At 71.4% G+C, this 15,312-nt stretch carries 18 protein-coding genes; 14 read left to right on the top strand and 4 right to left on the bottom strand.

The genetic code is table 11. From position 1 onward, the window contains the following. Nucleotides 1-59: 59 nt before the first annotated feature. The 3 genes from C3E78_RS12385 to C3E78_RS12375 are packed head-to-tail and all read left to right on the top strand — an operon-like array spanning nt 60 to nt 2,375. On the top strand, nt 60-1,253 hold the full coding sequence (locus tag C3E78_RS12385) for a 3-hydroxyacyl-CoA dehydrogenase family protein (RefSeq protein ID WP_108578816.1): 1,194 nt from the start codon (nt 60-62) through the stop codon (nt 1,251-1,253). Nucleotides 1,254-1,298: 45 nt separating this feature from the next. Then, the gene (locus tag C3E78_RS12380) at nt 1,299-1,565 is read left to right on the top strand and encodes a hypothetical protein (RefSeq protein ID WP_108578814.1); all 267 of its coding nucleotides are present in this window, start codon (nt 1,299-1,301) and stop codon (nt 1,563-1,565) included. A gap of 18 nt (nt 1,566-1,583) precedes the next feature. Next, entirely contained in the window at nt 1,584-2,375 is a 792-nt protein-coding gene (locus tag C3E78_RS12375; protein ID WP_108578812.1) for an alpha/beta hydrolase, read from the top strand. Nucleotides 2,376-2,393: 18 nt separating this feature from the next. Here C3E78_RS12375 and C3E78_RS12370 read toward each other — a convergent pair whose 3' ends face one another. The 3 genes from C3E78_RS12370 to mce form a co-directional block, all read right to left on the bottom strand. Further along, a complete protein-coding gene (locus C3E78_RS12370) occupies nt 2,394-3,515 on the bottom strand; it encodes a DivIVA domain-containing protein (protein WP_108578810.1) in 1,122 nt (373 codons plus the stop codon). 116 nt (nt 3,516-3,631) lie between these two features. Further along, nucleotides 3,632-4,969, bottom strand: a complete 1,338-nt coding sequence (gene ccrA, locus C3E78_RS12365) for a crotonyl-CoA carboxylase/reductase (protein WP_108578808.1) — start codon at nt 4,967-4,969, stop codon at nt 3,632-3,634. A gap of 81 nt (nt 4,970-5,050) precedes the next feature. Next, the gene (gene mce, locus C3E78_RS12360) at nt 5,051-5,500 is read right to left on the bottom strand and encodes a methylmalonyl-CoA epimerase (RefSeq protein WP_108578806.1); all 450 of its coding nucleotides are present in this window, start codon (nt 5,498-5,500) and stop codon (nt 5,051-5,053) included. A 128-nt stretch (nt 5,501-5,628) separates the two neighbouring features. Here mce and C3E78_RS12355 point away from each other — a divergent pair, with 128 nt between their 5' ends. The 7 genes from C3E78_RS12355 (at nt 5,629) to C3E78_RS12330 (ending at nt 11,568) form a co-directional block, all read left to right on the top strand. Continuing rightward, nucleotides 5,629-6,819, top strand: a complete 1,191-nt coding sequence (locus C3E78_RS12355) for an acetyl-CoA C-acetyltransferase (protein WP_108578804.1) — start codon at nt 5,629-5,631, stop codon at nt 6,817-6,819. Nucleotides 6,820-6,829: 10 nt separating this feature from the next. After that, entirely contained in the window at nt 6,830-7,792 is a 963-nt protein-coding gene (gene meaB / locus C3E78_RS12350; RefSeq protein WP_235833611.1) for a methylmalonyl Co-A mutase-associated GTPase MeaB, read from the top strand. A 50-nt stretch (nt 7,793-7,842) separates the two neighbouring features. Beyond that, a complete protein-coding gene (locus tag C3E78_RS18485; protein WP_168217175.1) occupies nt 7,843-8,001 on the top strand; it encodes a hypothetical protein in 159 nt (52 codons plus the stop codon). Between the two features lie 7 nt (nt 8,002-8,008). Further along, nucleotides 8,009-8,557 carry a PH domain-containing protein gene (locus C3E78_RS12345; RefSeq protein ID WP_199906816.1) on the top strand — a complete coding sequence of 183 codons (549 nt, stop codon included), beginning with the start codon at nt 8,009-8,011 and terminating at the stop codon, nt 8,555-8,557. A 32-nt stretch (nt 8,558-8,589) separates the two neighbouring features. Further along, nucleotides 8,590-9,510 carry a tetratricopeptide repeat protein gene (locus tag C3E78_RS12340; RefSeq protein ID WP_108578800.1) on the top strand — a complete coding sequence of 307 codons (921 nt, stop codon included), beginning with the start codon at nt 8,590-8,592 and terminating at the stop codon, nt 9,508-9,510. 142 nt (nt 9,511-9,652) lie between these two features. After that, complete coding sequence (locus C3E78_RS12335) at nt 9,653-10,597, top strand: hypothetical protein (protein ID WP_135804805.1); 945 nt, start codon at nt 9,653-9,655, stop codon at nt 10,595-10,597. Further along, entirely contained in the window at nt 10,594-11,568 is a 975-nt protein-coding gene (locus C3E78_RS12330; protein WP_108578796.1) for a DUF8094 domain-containing protein, read from the top strand. Before C3E78_RS12335 ends, C3E78_RS12330 begins: the two co-directional genes overlap by 4 nt. Nucleotides 11,569-11,571: 3 nt before the next feature. Here the strand turns inward: C3E78_RS12330 and C3E78_RS18480 are convergent, their stop codons facing one another. Next, nucleotides 11,572-12,432 (bottom strand): NUDIX hydrolase, encoded by an 861-nt coding sequence (locus tag C3E78_RS18480; RefSeq protein ID WP_199906815.1) that lies wholly within the window; start codon nt 12,430-12,432, stop codon nt 11,572-11,574. Nucleotides 12,433-12,498: 66 nt separating this feature from the next. On the opposite strand from C3E78_RS18480, the gene C3E78_RS12320 reads away from it, so the two are divergent. The 4 genes from C3E78_RS12320 to C3E78_RS12305 all read left to right on the top strand — a co-directional run bounded on the left by C3E78_RS12320 (nt 12,499) and on the right by C3E78_RS12305 (nt 15,301). Beyond that, nucleotides 12,499-12,960, top strand: coding sequence for an aminoacyl-tRNA deacylase (locus C3E78_RS12320; protein WP_108578794.1), 462 nt, complete (start codon nt 12,499-12,501; stop codon nt 12,958-12,960). Between the two features lie 71 nt (nt 12,961-13,031). Then, nucleotides 13,032-13,442: a hypothetical protein gene (locus C3E78_RS12315; RefSeq protein ID WP_108578792.1), complete on the top strand. Its 411-nt coding sequence runs from the start codon at nt 13,032-13,034 to the stop codon at nt 13,440-13,442. A 51-nt stretch (nt 13,443-13,493) separates the two neighbouring features. Next, complete coding sequence (locus C3E78_RS12310; RefSeq protein WP_108578790.1) at nt 13,494-14,027, top strand: winged helix-turn-helix domain-containing protein; 534 nt, start codon at nt 13,494-13,496, stop codon at nt 14,025-14,027. Then, the gene (locus C3E78_RS12305) at nt 14,024-15,301 is read left to right on the top strand and encodes an MFS transporter (RefSeq protein ID WP_108578788.1); all 1,278 of its coding nucleotides are present in this window, start codon (nt 14,024-14,026) and stop codon (nt 15,299-15,301) included. Before C3E78_RS12310 ends, C3E78_RS12305 begins: the two co-directional genes overlap by 4 nt. Nucleotides 15,302-15,312: the final 11 nt, after the last annotated feature.

Below are 15,312 nucleotides of genomic sequence, written 5' to 3'. Positions count from 1 at the left end.
TTGGCCAGCTGCAGTGTGCCGTTAGTGTGTCACGACCGTCTTATTACTGAGGAGTAGCCATGCAGGAAATCGTGGATCGTCTGGCGTCCGGCGACACGTCCGCCGAGCTCGCGCGCACGCTGTTGCTGCCCTACCTCAACCACGCCGCGACGATGTACGAGAGCGGCTACGCCACGGCCCCCGACATCGATGCCGCGATGCGCTTCGGCTGCGGCTACCCCGTCGGGCCCCTGGCCCTCGTGGACGCGTTGGGTGCGCAGACGGTCGTGGCAGGCCTGGACAAGCTGTACGCCGAGACCGGCGACGAGCTGCACCAGCCGGCCGCGGTCCTGGTCGCCCAGGCCGACGAGGGACGCACGTTCGCCGCGTCCGTCGACGCCGACGGCGCCGGTGCCCCGCAGCTGCGCCACGAGATCGACCGCGTCGGCGTCGTCGGCACCGGGACGATGGCGTCGGGCATCGTCGAGGTCTTCGCGAAGGCCGGGTACGCCGTGACGTTCGTGGGGCGCGGCGACGACAAGGTGGCCGGCGTGGTCGCCGCGATCACCAAGAGCCTCGACAAGGCCGTCTCCCGGGGCAAGCTCGACGAGGACGGAAAGGCCGCGGTGCTGGGCCGGCTCACGGGAGCCACCGACCGAGCCGCCCTGGCGGACGCCGACATCATCGTCGAGGCCATCGCCGAGGACCTGGACATCAAGCTCGAGCTGTTCGCGGACCTGGACCGCATCGCCAAGCCGGGGGCGATCCTCGCCACGACGACCTCCTCCCTGTCGATCAACGCGTGCGCCGCGGCCACGTCGCGTCCCCAGGACGTCATCGGCATGCACTTCTTCAACCCCGCCGCCGTGATGAAGCTCGTGGAGGTGGTCACCGCGGACGAGACGTCGACCGAGGTCGACGAGACCGTCCGCGCCCTGTGCCTCGCGACGGGCAAGCACCCGGTCTCGTGCGGCGATCGTGCGGGATTCATCGTCAACGCCCTGCTGTTCCCCTACCTCAACGACGCGATCAAGATGCACGAGGCCGACGGCACCTCGTTGGACGACATCGACGAGGCGCTCAAAGCGACCGGCCTCCCCATGGGCCCGTTCCAGCTGCTCGACGTCGTCGGCAACGACGTCTCGCTCGCGATCCAGCAGTCCCTCGTCGGCACTTTCGGGCACGCGGGCTGGCGGCCCGCACCGACGCTGGAGCGCCTGGTGTCCGAGGGCAAGCTCGGGCGCAAGACCGGCGAGGGCTTCCACACGTACTGACGAGGGTCGCGGGGGCGCGCTCGCGCGCCTCCGTAGACTGGAGGCATGCCCCGTCGACGCGTCGCCCGACCGTCGACACCGCCGCTGCGGTCGGCCCCCGAGCAGCGTGAGCGCAAGGCTGACGGGGAGTGGTACGTCCGTGCGACGCGCGGATCGTCCACGAAGGACTACCGCTGCCCCGGTTGCTCCCAGCTGATCGGGCGCGGCCTCGCCCACCTGGTCGTCTGGCCGGTGGAGAAGTCGCTCCTGAGCGATGCGGCGATCGACGAACGGCGGCACTGGCACACTGCGTGCTGGGCGCGGCGCCACTGAGACCCGAGGACGGACGACATGACCGAGAGAATCCGTGGCAACTCCGTGCTGCCCGCACGGCGCGAGGCCATCACGCTGGAGACGGCCGACGGCCTGTCCCTCGTCGGTGAGCTCGCTCTGCCGCTCGAGCGCGAGCCGGTGGCCACGATGGTCTGCCTGCACCCCCTGCCGACCATGGGCGGGATGATGGACAGCCACCTGTTCCGCAAGGCGTCCTACCGCCTGCCGGCGCTGGCCGACATCGCGGTGCTGCGCTTCAACACCCGTGGCACCTCGAGCGTGCAGGGGACGAGCGAGGGCACGTTCGACAACGCGGTGGGGGAGCGCTTCGACGTCGCGGCGGCGGTCGAGCACGCCGAGTTCGCGGACCTGCCGCACATCTGGCTCGTCGGCTGGTCCTTCGGCACGGACCTGGCCCTGATGTACGGCCTCGAGCCGTCGGTCGAGGGGGCCGTGCTGATCTCCCCGCCGCTGCGGTACTCCGGGCCCGAGCACCTGAAGGCCTGGGCGGACTCCGGTCGCCCCGTCACCGCTCTCGTCCCCGAGCTGGACGACTACCTGCAGCCCCCCGAGGCGCGGGAGCGGTTCGCCGCGATCCCGCAGGCCGAGGTGGTCGGCGTCGACGGCGCCAAGCACCTGTGGGTCGGCGACTCCGAGCGCGCGCTCGACGAGATCACCCGCAAGCTGGCGCCCGGGGTGTCGCTGCCCCTGCCCTCCACGTGGGACGGCCCGATGGAACGGGCGGACTCCTCGGCGTACGCCGATCGCACCGTGGCGGCGCTCAGCGCGCCGGACGCACCGACCGACTGACCGGCGCGCCCGGACCGACTAGCTGGCGTCCCGCTCCGCGGCGGGCTCGACCTCGTCCACCTCGTCGATGTCGTCGACCTCCGGCTCCGACTCGGCCGGTGCGGTCGTCGGGGCGAACGACGAGACGATGTCCCGCAGCTGTCCCATCTGGGCCATGATGCCCTCGCGCCGGCGCTGCAGCTCCTCGACCTCCGAGCGCAGGGTCCGGGTCTGGCGCTCGGCCTCGGTCGTGGCGGTGGCCCGGATCTTCTGGGCCTCGGCGTTGGCACTGGCGACGAGCTGGGCCGCCTCCGTCTTCGCGCCGTCCATCAGGCGCGCTGCCTCGGCGCTGGCCGCGTCGCGGGCCTTGGACGCCTGCGCCATGACCTCGCGGGCGCGCGCCTCCGCAGCCGTCGCCCGGGTCTCCGCGTCCTTGACGAGCTTCGCGGTCTGGTCGGTGGCCGACGCGTGGTTCTCGGCGGCCTCACGGGCGAGGCGCTCCTTCTCCACGGCGAGCACGCGGCGGGCCTCGGTGACCTCGCGGTCGGCGGCCGCGCGGGCCTGCTCGACGTCGCGGGTGGCGCCGAGGCGCATGTTCTGGGCGTCCTGCTCGGCGGCGAGCTTGAGCTGGGCGATCTCCCGCTCGGCCTGGGCGTGCAGGTCCTCGCTGTGCGCGAGGGCGTCGGCGCGCATCGCCTCGGCGTCCTCGAGCAGCTGCTTGCGCTTCTCCTCGAGCTCGACGATGGCCTGGGCGCGCATCTGCTCGGCGTCGTGGTGGGCCGTGGCCCGGATCATCGCGGCCTCCTCCTCGGCCTTCGCGACGAGCTCGTCGGCCTCGCTGGTGGCGCGGCTGCGGACGTCGGCGGCCTCCTGCTCGGCCAGGCCCAGCAGCTGTGCGGCGTGGTTGCCCAGGCCGGTGTAGCTGGGCGTGTCGAGGGCCTCGACGCGCTCGCGGAGCTCCTCGACGAGCTCGAGCAGGCTGTCGTTCTCGGCCTGCACGGCCCGAAGGCTCTCGGCCGCCCGTTGCAGCTCGGCCGACTGGGTGCGCACCCACGCATCGACCGCATCGGTGTCATATCCACCCCGGCGGGCCACCGGGAACGAGACGTCAGCCGACCGGTCGGCAGCGTCGAAGATGGACAATCCGGGCTGGTCGGACATGCTGATCCCATTCGTGGCGGAGTCGGGTGGTGCACTCCATCGTACCCGCCGCAACAGCGCGGGGGCACGACCGTCGCCGGTCGTGCCCCCGCGTCTTAGGGGTCTCTCAGCAGGTCTCAGACACCGCGGAATCGGTTGATGCCGTCGATGTGGAGAGCGCGCTTCTCCGCGTTGCGGACGCCGAGTCCCTCCTCGGGCGCCAGGCACAGCACGCCGACCTTGCCCTGGTGCTTGTTGTGGTGCACGTCGAGCGCGGCCTGGCCCGTGTCCTCGAGGGCGTAGACCTTCGAGACGGTGGGGTGGATGAGGCCCTTCTCGATGAGCCGGTTCGCCTCCCATGCCTCGCGGTAGTTCGCGAAGTGCGAGCTCTTGATGTTCTTGAGGTTCATCCAGAGGTAGCGGTTGTCGTACTGGTGCATGTAGCCCGAGGTGGACGCGCACGTGATGATCGTTCCGCCCTTGCGCGCCACGTAGACCGAGGCGCCGAACGTCTCGCGTCCCGGGTGCTCGAAGACGATGTCGGGATCCTCGCCGCCGGTGAGCTCACGGATCTTCTTGCCGAAGCGCTTCCACTCCGAGGGGTCCTGGTTGTGCTCGTCCTTCCAGAACGCGTAGCCCTCGGCAGAGCGGTCGATGACGTGCTCGGCACCCAGCGAGCGGGCGATCGCGGCCTTCTCGGGGGAGGACACCACGCACACCGGGATGGCTCCACCGTTGAGCGCCATCTGGGTCGCGTACGAGCCCAGACCGCCCGAGGCGCCCCAGATCAGGACGACGTCGCCCTGCTTCATGTTGGCGCCGTTCTTGGACACGAGCTGGCGGTACGCCGTGGAGTTCACCAGGCCCGGGCTCGCCGCCTCCTCCCACGACAGGTGGTCGGGCTTGGGCATGAGCTGGTTGGCCTTGACGATCGCGAGGTGCGCGAGGCCGCCGAAGTTGGTCTCGAAGCCCCAGATGCGCTGCTGCGGGTCCATCATCGTGTCGTCGTGGCCGTCGGGGCTCTCGAGCTCCACCGACAGGCAGTGCGCGACGACCTCGTGGCCCGGCTTCCACAGGTTGACGCCGGGCCCGGTGCGCAGGACGACGCCGGCCAGGTCCGAGCCGACCACGTGGTACGGCAGGTCGTGGCGCTTGGTGTACTCCGACAGGCGGCCGTAGCGCTCGAGGAAGCCGAAGGTCGAGACCGGCTCGAAGATCGAGGTCCACACGGTGTTGTAGTTGATCGCGCTGGCCATGACCGCGACCAGCGCCTCGCCCGGGGCGAGCTCCGGGATCGGGACGTCGTCCAGGTGCAGGCTCTTGCGCGGGTCCTTGTCGCGACTCGCGAGGCCCTCGAACATGTCCACCTCGTCCTTGTGGACGGTGATGGCCTTGTAGGTCTCGGGAAGGGCAATGGATGCGAAGTCCTCGGGGGCGGTGTCGCCGGCGAGGATGGCATCAAGGATCTGCTGCACGGGTGAACCTCCAGGTTGGTTCCGGCGATGTTACCGAGACGTAACCTGAGGCGTCACCCGTTCGCGTCTGTGATCCAAGACTCAGTGCGACGCGCTGGGAGCCGGCTCCACCAGCTCGACCAGGACGCCACCGGCGTCCTTCGGGTGGACGAAGTTGACCCGCGAGTCCGAGGTGCCGCGCTTGGGCGCGTCGTAGAGCAGACGGACGCCGCGCTCGCGCAGGATCGCCGAGACGGCCTCGATGTCGGCCACGCGGTACGCGAGCTGCTGGATGCCCTGGCCGTTGCGCGCGATGAACTTGGCGATCGTGGACTCCTCGCTCAGCGGCGCGAGCAGCTGGATGCGGGTGTCGGAGTCACCGACGGCGAGCATCGCCTCGCGGACGCCCTGCTCCTCGTTGACCTCCTCGTGGACCGAATGCAGGCCGAACGTGGTCGCGTAGAACTCGAGCGCGTCGTCGAGGTCGGGCACGGCGATGCCGACGTGGTCGATGGTCAGGAGCAGGTGGTCGGGGACCAACGGGGTCGTCATCCCACGAGCGTATGGCACGTCCTCGCGGGGCGAGAGGTGATCCAGCGCACATCGCGGTCGCGTGCGGGTTACCAGTGCGTAAAGTGTGACTACCGTCTACAAGAGACTGTCCTCGAAGGAGCTCCTCCATGACCCAGTCCGTCATCGTCGCCGGTGCACGCACCCCCATCGGCCGCCTCCTGGGCGGTTTCAAGACCCTGTCCGGCTCCGATCTCGGCGGTCTGGCGATCAAGGGCGCGCTGGAGCGCGCGGGCGTCAGCGGTGACCAGGTCGACTACGTGATCATGGGCCAGGTGCTGCAGGCCGGCGCGGGCCAGGTCCCGGCGCGTCAGGCCGCGCACAAGGGCGGCATCCCGCTCAACGTCCCGGCCCTGACGATCAACAAGGTGTGCCTCTCGGGCATCAACGCGATCGCGATGGCCGATCAGCTGATCCGCGCCGGCGAGCACGAGATCATCGTCGCGGGCGGGCAGGAGTCGATGACCCAGGCTCCCCACATGTTGCTGGGCTCGCGCGAGGGCACCAAGTACGGCGACACCCAGCTCGTCGACCACATGGCCGCTGACGGCCTGTGGGACGCCATGACCGACCAGGCCATGGGCGGGCTCACGGAGCAGATCAACGCCGAGAAGCAGCAGTTCAGCCGCGAGCAGCAGGACGCGTTCAGCGCCGCCTCGCACCAGAAGGCAGCGCTCGCGCAGAAGAACGGCATCTTCGACGACGAGATCGTCCCGGTCGAGATCCCCACCCGCAAGGGTGACCCGATCGTGGTGTCGACCGACGAGGGCGTCCGTGGCGACACGACGACCGAGTCGCTCGGCCGGCTGCGCCCCGCGTTCGACAAGAACGGCACGATCACGGCCGGCTCGGCCAGCCAGATCTCCGACGGCGCCGCAGCCGTCGTCGTCATGAGCAAGGCCAAGGCCGAGGAGCTCGGGCTGTCGTGGATCGCCGAGATCGGCGCCGCCGGCGTCGTGGCCGGTCCGGACTCCAGCCTGCAGAGCCAGCCGTCGCGGGCCATCGCCCAGGCCTGCGCGAAGGAGGGCATCGCGCCCACCGACCTGGACCTGGTGGAGATCAACGAGGCGTTCGCCGCCGTCGGCATCGCCTCCACCTCCGAGCTGGGCATCGACGAGGACATCGTGAACGTCAACGGCGGCGCGATCGCGCTCGGCCACCCGATCGGCGCGAGCGGCGCCCGCCTGGTGCTGCACCTGGCGCTCGAGCTGGGACGCCGTGGTGGCGGCGTCGGCGCCGCGGGACTGTGCGGCGGCGGCGGTCAGGGCGACGCGCTGATCATCCGCGTCCCGAAGAAGTAGTCCTCCCGCAGTGACGACGAGCAGCCGCGCCACGCCCGTGGCCGACCTGGTGCAGCAGGCCCGGGACGGCCAGCCCCGGGCCGTGGCGCGGCTGATCTCGTTGGTGGAGGACCGATCGCCCTCGCTGAGGGAGGTCAGTGCCGCACTCTCGCCCTTGGTCGGCGGTGCGCACATCGTGGGCATCACGGGCTCGCCCGGCGTCGGGAAGTCCACCTCGACGTCCGCTCTCGTCACGGCGCTGCGCCAGCAGGGTCATCGCGTGGGCGTGCTGGCGGTGGACCCGACCTCCCCGTTCTCCGGCGGCGCGCTCCTGGGGGACCGGGTCCGCATGCAGGACCACGCCCTCGACGAGGGCGTCTACATCCGGTCGATGGCCAGCCGCGGACACCTCGGCGGCCTCTCCGCGACCGCACCCCAGGCACTGCGGGTGCTGGACGCCGCCGGCTGCGACATCGTGCTGGTGGAGACCGTCGGGGTGGGGCAGTCCGAGGTGGAGGTCGCGGGACTCGCGGACACCACCGTGGTGCTGCTGGCCCCGGGCATGGGCGACGGCATCCAGGCCGCGAAGGCAGGCATCCTCGAGATCGGTGACGTCTTCGTCGTCAACAAGGCCGATCGCGACGGTGCGGCCTCGACCCGCCGCGAGCTGCGATCGGTGATCTCGATGACCGACCGGGTCGACGGGGCCTGGAAGCCGCCGATCCTGCTGACCACGGCGACGACCGGCGACGGGGTCCCCGAGGTCGTCGACGAGATCCTCGCGCACCGTGCCCACCTGGCGGATTCCGGGGAGCTGCGCCGCCGCCGGCTCGCTCGCACGCGCCGCGAGATCGAGGCGCTGGCCCTCACCGAGGTGCGCTCGCGGTTCGCCCACCTGTCGGGCGACGCGCGGCTGGACGCCCTCGCCGAGCAGGTCCTGGGTGGCGAGTCCGACCCGTTCGCCGCGGCGGACACGCTCGTCGAGAGCCTCTGACCCCGGCGCGCCTGCCGGGATCGCGGGCGACAGGTCGACACAATGGGGCCGTGCTGAAGAAGGTCATTGCGATACTCGTCGTCGGGTTCATCATCTACTACCTGCTGAACACGCCGGCCAGCGCCGCGGACGCCGTGAGCGATGCGTGCGCGGCGATCGTCGACGCCTTCGGCCAGGTGGGCGTGTTCTTCGACGAGCTCACCCAATAGGACAGCGATGATCCGGGCACTGCTGGACCGCCTGCCCGAACAGGACGTCGACCGGCACCTCCTCGCCGACGAGGGCGAGATGGTCATCGACCTGGTGCGCCACCACTACATCGTGTTCTGGCGCCCCGTCGCGGAGGCCGCCGCCGCCGCGCTGATCCTCGTGCTGGCCTTCGTCGGGCCGATCTCCCTGGGCTGGTTCTTCATCGTCGTGTTCCTCGGGCTGACCCTCCACGCCCTGTACCTGACGGCGCGCGAGCACCGCGACGTCTTCGTCATCACCAACATGCGGGTCTTCCGGATGAGCGGTGTGTTCTCGGTCCGCATCGCGACGATGCCCATCACGCGCATCCTGGACATCACGGTCGAGAAGCCGCTGCTGGGCCGCCTGGTCGGGTACGGCCACTTCATCTTCGAGTCCGCGGCCCAGGCGCAGGGACTGCGGCACATCCGGTTCATCGGCGACCCCGACGCGCGCGACCTGACCATCCAGCGCGTGATCCAGCGGTCCGGCCTCCGGGGCAAGACCATGGAGCAGCGCCTGATGGACGGCAACTGACCGCTTCGCGACAACCTTCCTATGATGGGGGCATGAACTTCTCGCGTCCCGGTGCCATCGATCTGTCAGCGCTGAAGCAACCCGCCAACCGTCCCGCGGCCGCGTCGTCCGGCGCGTCGGGCGGGGCCGGCTCGTACGTCGTCGACATCGACGAGCGCACGTTCCAGTCCGTCGCGCTCGAGGCCTCGATGTCGTACGTCGTGGTCCTGGGCCTGTGGTCCTCGCGCGCCCCGCAGGGCGCGGCGTTCAACGACGTCCTCGGCCGGGTCGTGGACTCGTACGCCGGCCAGATCCTGCTCGCGCGGGTCGACGTCGACGCCAGTCCCCAGATCGCCCAGGCGCTCAACGTGCAGGGCGTCCCGTTCGTCGCCGGCCTGGTCAAGGGACAGCCGGTGCCGCTGTTCCAGGGCACGGTCGAGGAGGCCGAGGTGCGCCGCTACTTCGACGAGCTCGTGCGCATCGCGGCCGAGAACGGGCTGACCGGTCGCGCCCAGCCCGTCGGCGCGGCCCCGGCCGACGGTGAGCCGGAGGAGGAGCCCGAGGACCCGCGGTTCGCCGCCGCGGAGGAGGCCTTCATGGCGAGCGACTTCGAGACCGCGGTCGCGGAGTACGAGAAGCTCCGCGTGCAGTACCCCGCCGACGTCGAGGTCGCCGAGCGCCTGGCCCGGGTCAAGTGGCTGTCGCGCACCAAGAACGCGGACCTGCAGGCTGCTCGCAAGGCGGCCGCCGACGACCCCGACGACATCGAGGCGCAGATGCTGGTCGCCGACCTCGACATCAGCGGTGGCAAGGTCGAGGACGCGTTCCTGCGCCTCATCGACCTGGTCAAGCGCACGTCCGGCGACGAGCGCGAGACGGTCCGGGAGCGGCTGCTCGAGCTGTTCACGGTCGTCGGCATCGCGGATCCGGTGGTCATGACGGCCCGGCGGTCGCTCGCCAGCGCCCTGTTCTGAGCCGCAGCCGCGACGCGGCACACCACCGCGCCGAGACCGCCTGTCCGCGACCCGCCGGGGAACGCTGCAACCTGACCTGTTTCGGCGATCCGGACCGGTAGGGTCAGGGCGCACCCACCGGGGGGCGTGAAGGGGAGTGCTGATGCGGGCGAGGTGGGGCTGGGCCTTGTCCGTCCTCGGGGTCCTCCTCACGATCCTCGGCATCGCCGTGATGGCCGTGCTCGGCCCGGACAGCCGGTTCTCCACCGGGCCCCACCTGATCGAGACCGACGACACCGCCGTCGTCACGACGCCCCGCGTCATCAGGTGGGCCGACGTGCAGGTCGACGTCCTCGCCGAGGTCCCCGTCCGCAAGCCGGTCTTCGTCGGCCTCGCGAACTCGGTCGACGTCCGGGACTACGTCCGCCGGACCAAGCGCCTGGAGATCACCGACTTCCAGCGCCCGTGGACGATCTCGACCCGCGCGGTGAAGGGCAACCCGAACCTGCCGGGCGCCCCCACCGCGCTCGACTGGTGGATCGAGAGCTCGGCCGGCCTCGGCGGCGCCAGCATCAGCACGCAGCTGCCGGACCAGACCGTCTCGCTCGCGATTCTCTCCGTCGGCTCGTCGAACCTGTCCGGGCTGCAGGTGACCGTCGCGTACGGCGTCAAGGGCGGCTTCGCGAAGGGCGCGGCCCTGCTGCTGCTCGGCCTCGGAGTCGCCTGGCTCGGCATCCTGGTGCGCCGCAACGGCCCGGAGGACGACGACGAGGACGATCCGCAGGACGGCGAGGTCGTCGAGGAGGTCGTCTACGTGTACGTCGACGACGACGGGATCGAGCACGAGATCTCGGCCGAGGAGGCGCAGGGCCTCGAGATCGTCGAGGAGGACGAGGAGCCCGTCCCGTCGGCGGGGCCCGAGCCCGAGCCCGGGCCCGACCCGGAACCCGCACCCGCCCCGGAGCGGACGGGACCGGCGCCCGCCCCGAGACCCGTTGCTGCCGCGCAGGTGCTGTACGTCTACGTGGACGAGGACGGCGTCGAGCACGAGGTGAGCGAGGACGAGCTCGCGGAGTTCGAGATCGTGGACGAGGAGGAGGACGCATGAGGCACCACGCACGCCGGTGGCTCGCGCTGGTCTGCTTCCTGGCGCTCGCCGCTTGTGCCGTCCCGCACCACCGGGACGGGGCGCGGATCGAGAAGACCGCGGCGCGCGAGGCCGAGGTCACCAAGGTCTTCGACCGCTACCGCGAGGTGCGCAACACCGCGATCGAGCTGCTGGACGCCAAGCCGCTGTCGACCGTCGAGACCGGACCGGTGCTCGCGATCGACACCGGGTCGTTCGAGGTGTCGCAGCGCCTCGCCACCAAGCAGGCTGCCGACACGTCCGCGGTCGAGGTGACGCAGGTGCTGACCCCACGCTTCTCGGCATACCCCCTCTGGTTCTTCGCCGTCGTCCGCGAGCGTGACGCCGGGGTGAACCGGGTGCAGATCTTCGAGCGGGGGTCCTCGGTCGACCCGTGGCTGCTCAGCGCGAGCCCCGAGACGCTGGCCAGGACGAAGCTGCCGGACATCCGCCAGCGGTCGGGCGCCCCGGTCACCGTCAAGCCCCAGGACGGTGCGGGCATGTCGATGTCGGCGCAGGACGCGGCCGCCGCGTACGCCAAGGTCCTGGCCGACCCCCAGGCCCCCGAGGCGCGCCGGATCGCGTCCGACTCGTTCATCAAGCAGATGCGGTCGACGGCCGCGACCAACGGCTCGCTGCGGGGCGTGAAGTTCTCCCAGACCTGGGCCGCCGACGACGTGAGGTACGCGCTGCGGACCACCGACGGGGGAGCGCTGGCCTTCGTGACGCTGCTGCGCTCCGACACGTACGACGTGGAGGACGGGCTCACGATCACGTGGCCCGAGGGCACGCCGCAGCAGGCCTTCCTCGCGTCGGGCATCGCGGGGTCGGGCAAGCTCAACTACTACCACCAGGTGCTGCTGTACCTGCCCGGCGGCGGAGGCAAGCCCCGTGCGCTGGGTCAGTACGGCGGGGTCGTGAGCGCGGACGCCAGCACCACCGCGAGTCCCTGACGGCTACTCGGCCGCCTTGGGGGCCTCGCGGTAGGTCGGCAGGCTGCCGGAGTCGACGGCCTCGAGCAGCTCGATCGCCGCGGCCGTCGCCCGCTCGCGCACGGTCGCCGGGTCGCACCAGGTGACCGACTTGATCTCGGACGCCTGGAGGGTCATGCCCTCGGTGATCGCGCCGTCGACCACGCCGAGGTCGAACAAGAAGATGCACGCGTCGTCCCAGCCGCGCCACGCCGGCAGCCAGTTGACCGTGAGCAGGCTGCGGACCTCGACCTCGATGCCGAGCTCCTCCTGGAGCTCGCGCACGAGCCCGAGGGCGGGCGGCTCGCCGACCTCGACGACGCCGCCGGGAAGGTCCCACTCACGCTTGTAGGTCAGCTCGCACAGCAGCACCCGGCCCTGCTCGTCGCGCAGCAGTCCCTGGCTGATCACGCGCTTGGTCGGCAGGCCGGCGTTGAGGATCGCGGTGAAGCCCTCCTTGCTGGACGCGGGCGGGTCGTCGACCAGCCGCGCCATGAGGACCTCGTCGGGGACGTCGCCGGGCAGGCGGATCACGCCCTCGCGGCGCAGGCCGCTGAGGGATGCGGCGCGGACGTCCGCGGTGGCGTCGAGCGGCAGACGCACCTCGACCCGGCCGACGCCGAGCTCGGCGAAGGCGTGCTCGATCGCGAGCCGCAGTGCGCGGGCCACCGCGAACGGCTGCTCGAGGCTGGAGTTCCACCGGATCGACGCGATGCTCCTGCCCTCGGAGCGGAGGGCGACCGTGCCGCGACGCTCATCGGCCAGGACGATCGCGAAGCCGGTGAACTCGTCGGAGCCCGTGGTGGGCACGAGAGAGAGGTCGTCGTCGCGCAGGGTGACGGTCATGCCCTCAGGCTATCCGGCGGCGGGGATCCGCGGCGTGCGGTCCGTCGACGGCGCTACGCTCGGGGCGTGAGCGAGGAACGAGCCGTCGCGGCCGTGGAGGCCACCGGGATCGCGTACGAGGTCACCCGGCACGGCCCGGTCGCGTCTCTCGCCGAGGCCGCCGCCGCCCGTGGGGTGGAGCCGCGCGAGATCGTCAAGACGCTGGTCGTGCGACGGGCCGACGACGACTTCGTGCTGGTACTGGTGCCGGGCGACCGGACCTTCTCGTGGCCGAAGCTGCGCGCGGTGCTCGGGACGTCCCGGCTGTCGATGCCGGACCCGGCCGGGGCGCTGGCCGCCACCGGCTACGAGCGGGGCACGATCACGCCGTTCGGCTCCCTGACGGCATGGCCGGTCGTCGTCGACGCCTCGGTGACGGGTCGGATCTCGCTGGGTGGCGGAGCTCCCGGCGTCGCCATCACGGCCGACGCGGCGGATGTCGTCCGGGTGCTCGACGCGCAGGTGGCCGACATCTCCGACGACACCTAGGCGGGCGCCTCCGACCACCGTGGCGGAGAGAGGGTGTTCCCGCCGGGTGTGACCTGTGCCACCATGCGACGGTGGAGATCGAGAACGTGCTGTGGATGCTGGTCGCCCTGGCGGCCGTGGTGGTGCTGCTGACCCGATTGCGGCTGCGGGCGAACGACGCCCAGGCCGGACGAGCGCAGATCTCCGACAGCCTGGTCGACGCGCACACGGTCGTGGGTGTGGGGATGCTCGCCTCCGGCGCGTACTACCTCGCCTCGCCGAGCGAACCCGTCGGCCTGCTGGCTGTCGTCCTGTGGTCGGTCGAGGCGCTCATCGGCCTGCTCATCCTGGCGCGCTGGCTGCCCGGGGGAGGGCGGCACGCCGCGGACGCCAAGGACGACAGCTGGGCCCGGGGTCCGTTCCTGTCGATCCTCGGGCACGTCGGCATGGTCCTCGGCGTGGCGTTCTTCTCCTACTGCGTGCTGGCGGGGCAGGTCGCGTAAACCGCAAAGAATTGTTTGCAAAGAAGTCTTTGCAGTCCTACGGTGGGTGGCATGGCGTTCACCACCAAGGTCGTCGACGACCTCGAGACCCTCAAGGCCGTGTCCCACCCGCTGCGTCTGGCCCTGCTCGGCCGGCTCCGGGGCGACGGTCCCGCCACGGCGTCGGAGCTGGGACGCGCGCTGGGCGAGTCGAGCGGATCGACGTCGTACCACCTGCGACAGCTCGAGCGGTTCGGGTTCGTCGGCGACGACGACGAGCAGCCGTCCGGGCGGGAACGACGGTGGAAGGCCCTGCAGGACGCCACGACGTTCCCGTCCGCCCTGGGCGACCTCGACGGCGGCCGGGAGTACGTCGACGCGGTGCGCCGCCGGCAGGAGGACTACCTCCGCGAGGGGCTCGAGGCGTGGACCGAGCCGCGGCCGGGCATCGGGCACAACGACTACCGCCTCCAGCTCGACCCCGACGACCTCCGGGCGCTGCTGGACGATCTGCACGAGGTCGTGACGCGCTACTGGGGCCGGAAGGGGTCCGAGGACGTGGTCGTCCACCTCCTCACGCTGCCGAGGCCGGACACCCCGGCGTGAGCGTCCGTACCCGGTTCTGGCTGCTGGCCGCGATCCGCTGGTCGTCGACCGGCCTCATCGTCCCGGTCGCGGCGCTGCTGCCCCTGGATCGCGGGCTGTCGGTTGCCGAGTACGGCTCCGTGGCAGCCGTGCAGGGCATCGTCGTCCTGGCGCTGGAGCTGCCCACCGGGGGATTCGCCGACGCCGTCGGCCGCAGGCCCGTGTTCGTCGCGTCCGCCGCGGTCGCCCTCTGCTCGTACGTGGTCTACGCGATGGCGCAGACGCCTGCCGCGTTCGCTCTGGCGACCGCCCTGGCCGGGGCGTACCGCGCCCTGGACAGCGGACCGCTGAACGCGTGGTTCGTCGACGCGGTGCACGACGAGGTGCCGGAGCAGGAGCGTCCGGCGGTCGTCGCGAAGGGGCTCGCGGGGTATGCGAGCGTCGTGGGCCTGGGCATCGCCGGGGGAGCCATCCTCTCGGCCGGGCTCGTGGCCTGGGCGCCGTTCGGCCGGTCCGAGGCGCTCGCGCTGCCGTACTGGATCGCGGCGGGGCTCAGCGTCGTGCAGATGGTCGCGGCGCTGCTGCTCATGGGGGGTGAGCGGGTGGTGGCCGGGCGCAGCCTGCTCTCCTCGGTCCGCGCCACTCCTCGAACGATCCTGGACGGCGCCCGGCTGCTGCTGCGCTCACGCGTGCTGAGCGCCCTGGTGGCGGTCGAGCTGTTCTGGGGTTTCGGGATGATCTCGTTCGAGACGCTGATGCCGGTGCGGCTCGCCGAGCTCGTGGGGGACCGCGACGAGGCCGCGTCGCTCATGGGACCTGTCACGGCGGCGGCGTGGGGGGTGTCCGCCCTGGGCGCAGCGATGGTGCCGCTGCTGCTGCGGCGCTGGAGCATGGTGGGTGTCTCGGTGGCCCTGAGGATCGTGCAGGGCGGCACCGTCGTGGCGATGGGCCTGGCGGCCGGGCCGATCGGGCTCGTCGCGGGTCTCTTCGCGACGTACGCCGTGCACTCGATGGCGGGCGCGATCCACGAGACGCTGCTGCACCAGCAGGTCGACCGCGAGCACCGGGCGACCGTGCTGTCGCTCGGGTCGATGGTCATGCACCCGGGCGGCTCGTTGGGGCTGGTCGTCCTCGGCGCCCTGGCCACGAGCGTGTCCACCGGGTTCGCGATGGTGGTCGGTGGCGTCGTCCTCGCGCTGGCCGCGCCCCTGTTCCTGGTCCGGGCACCCGCACCGGCAGGCACGCCGCAGGCCCCTATGCTCGACGACGACGGCGTCCGCCGCGGGCGTCGATGATCTTCAGGAGG

The sequence above is a fragment of the Aeromicrobium chenweiae genome, from assembly GCF_003065605.1.
Classification (GTDB): Bacteria; Actinomycetota; Actinomycetes; order Propionibacteriales; family Nocardioidaceae; genus Aeromicrobium; species Aeromicrobium chenweiae.
The sequence above is the reverse complement of the archived record's forward strand: the minus strand, read 5'-3'. Positions and strand labels throughout refer to the sequence as shown.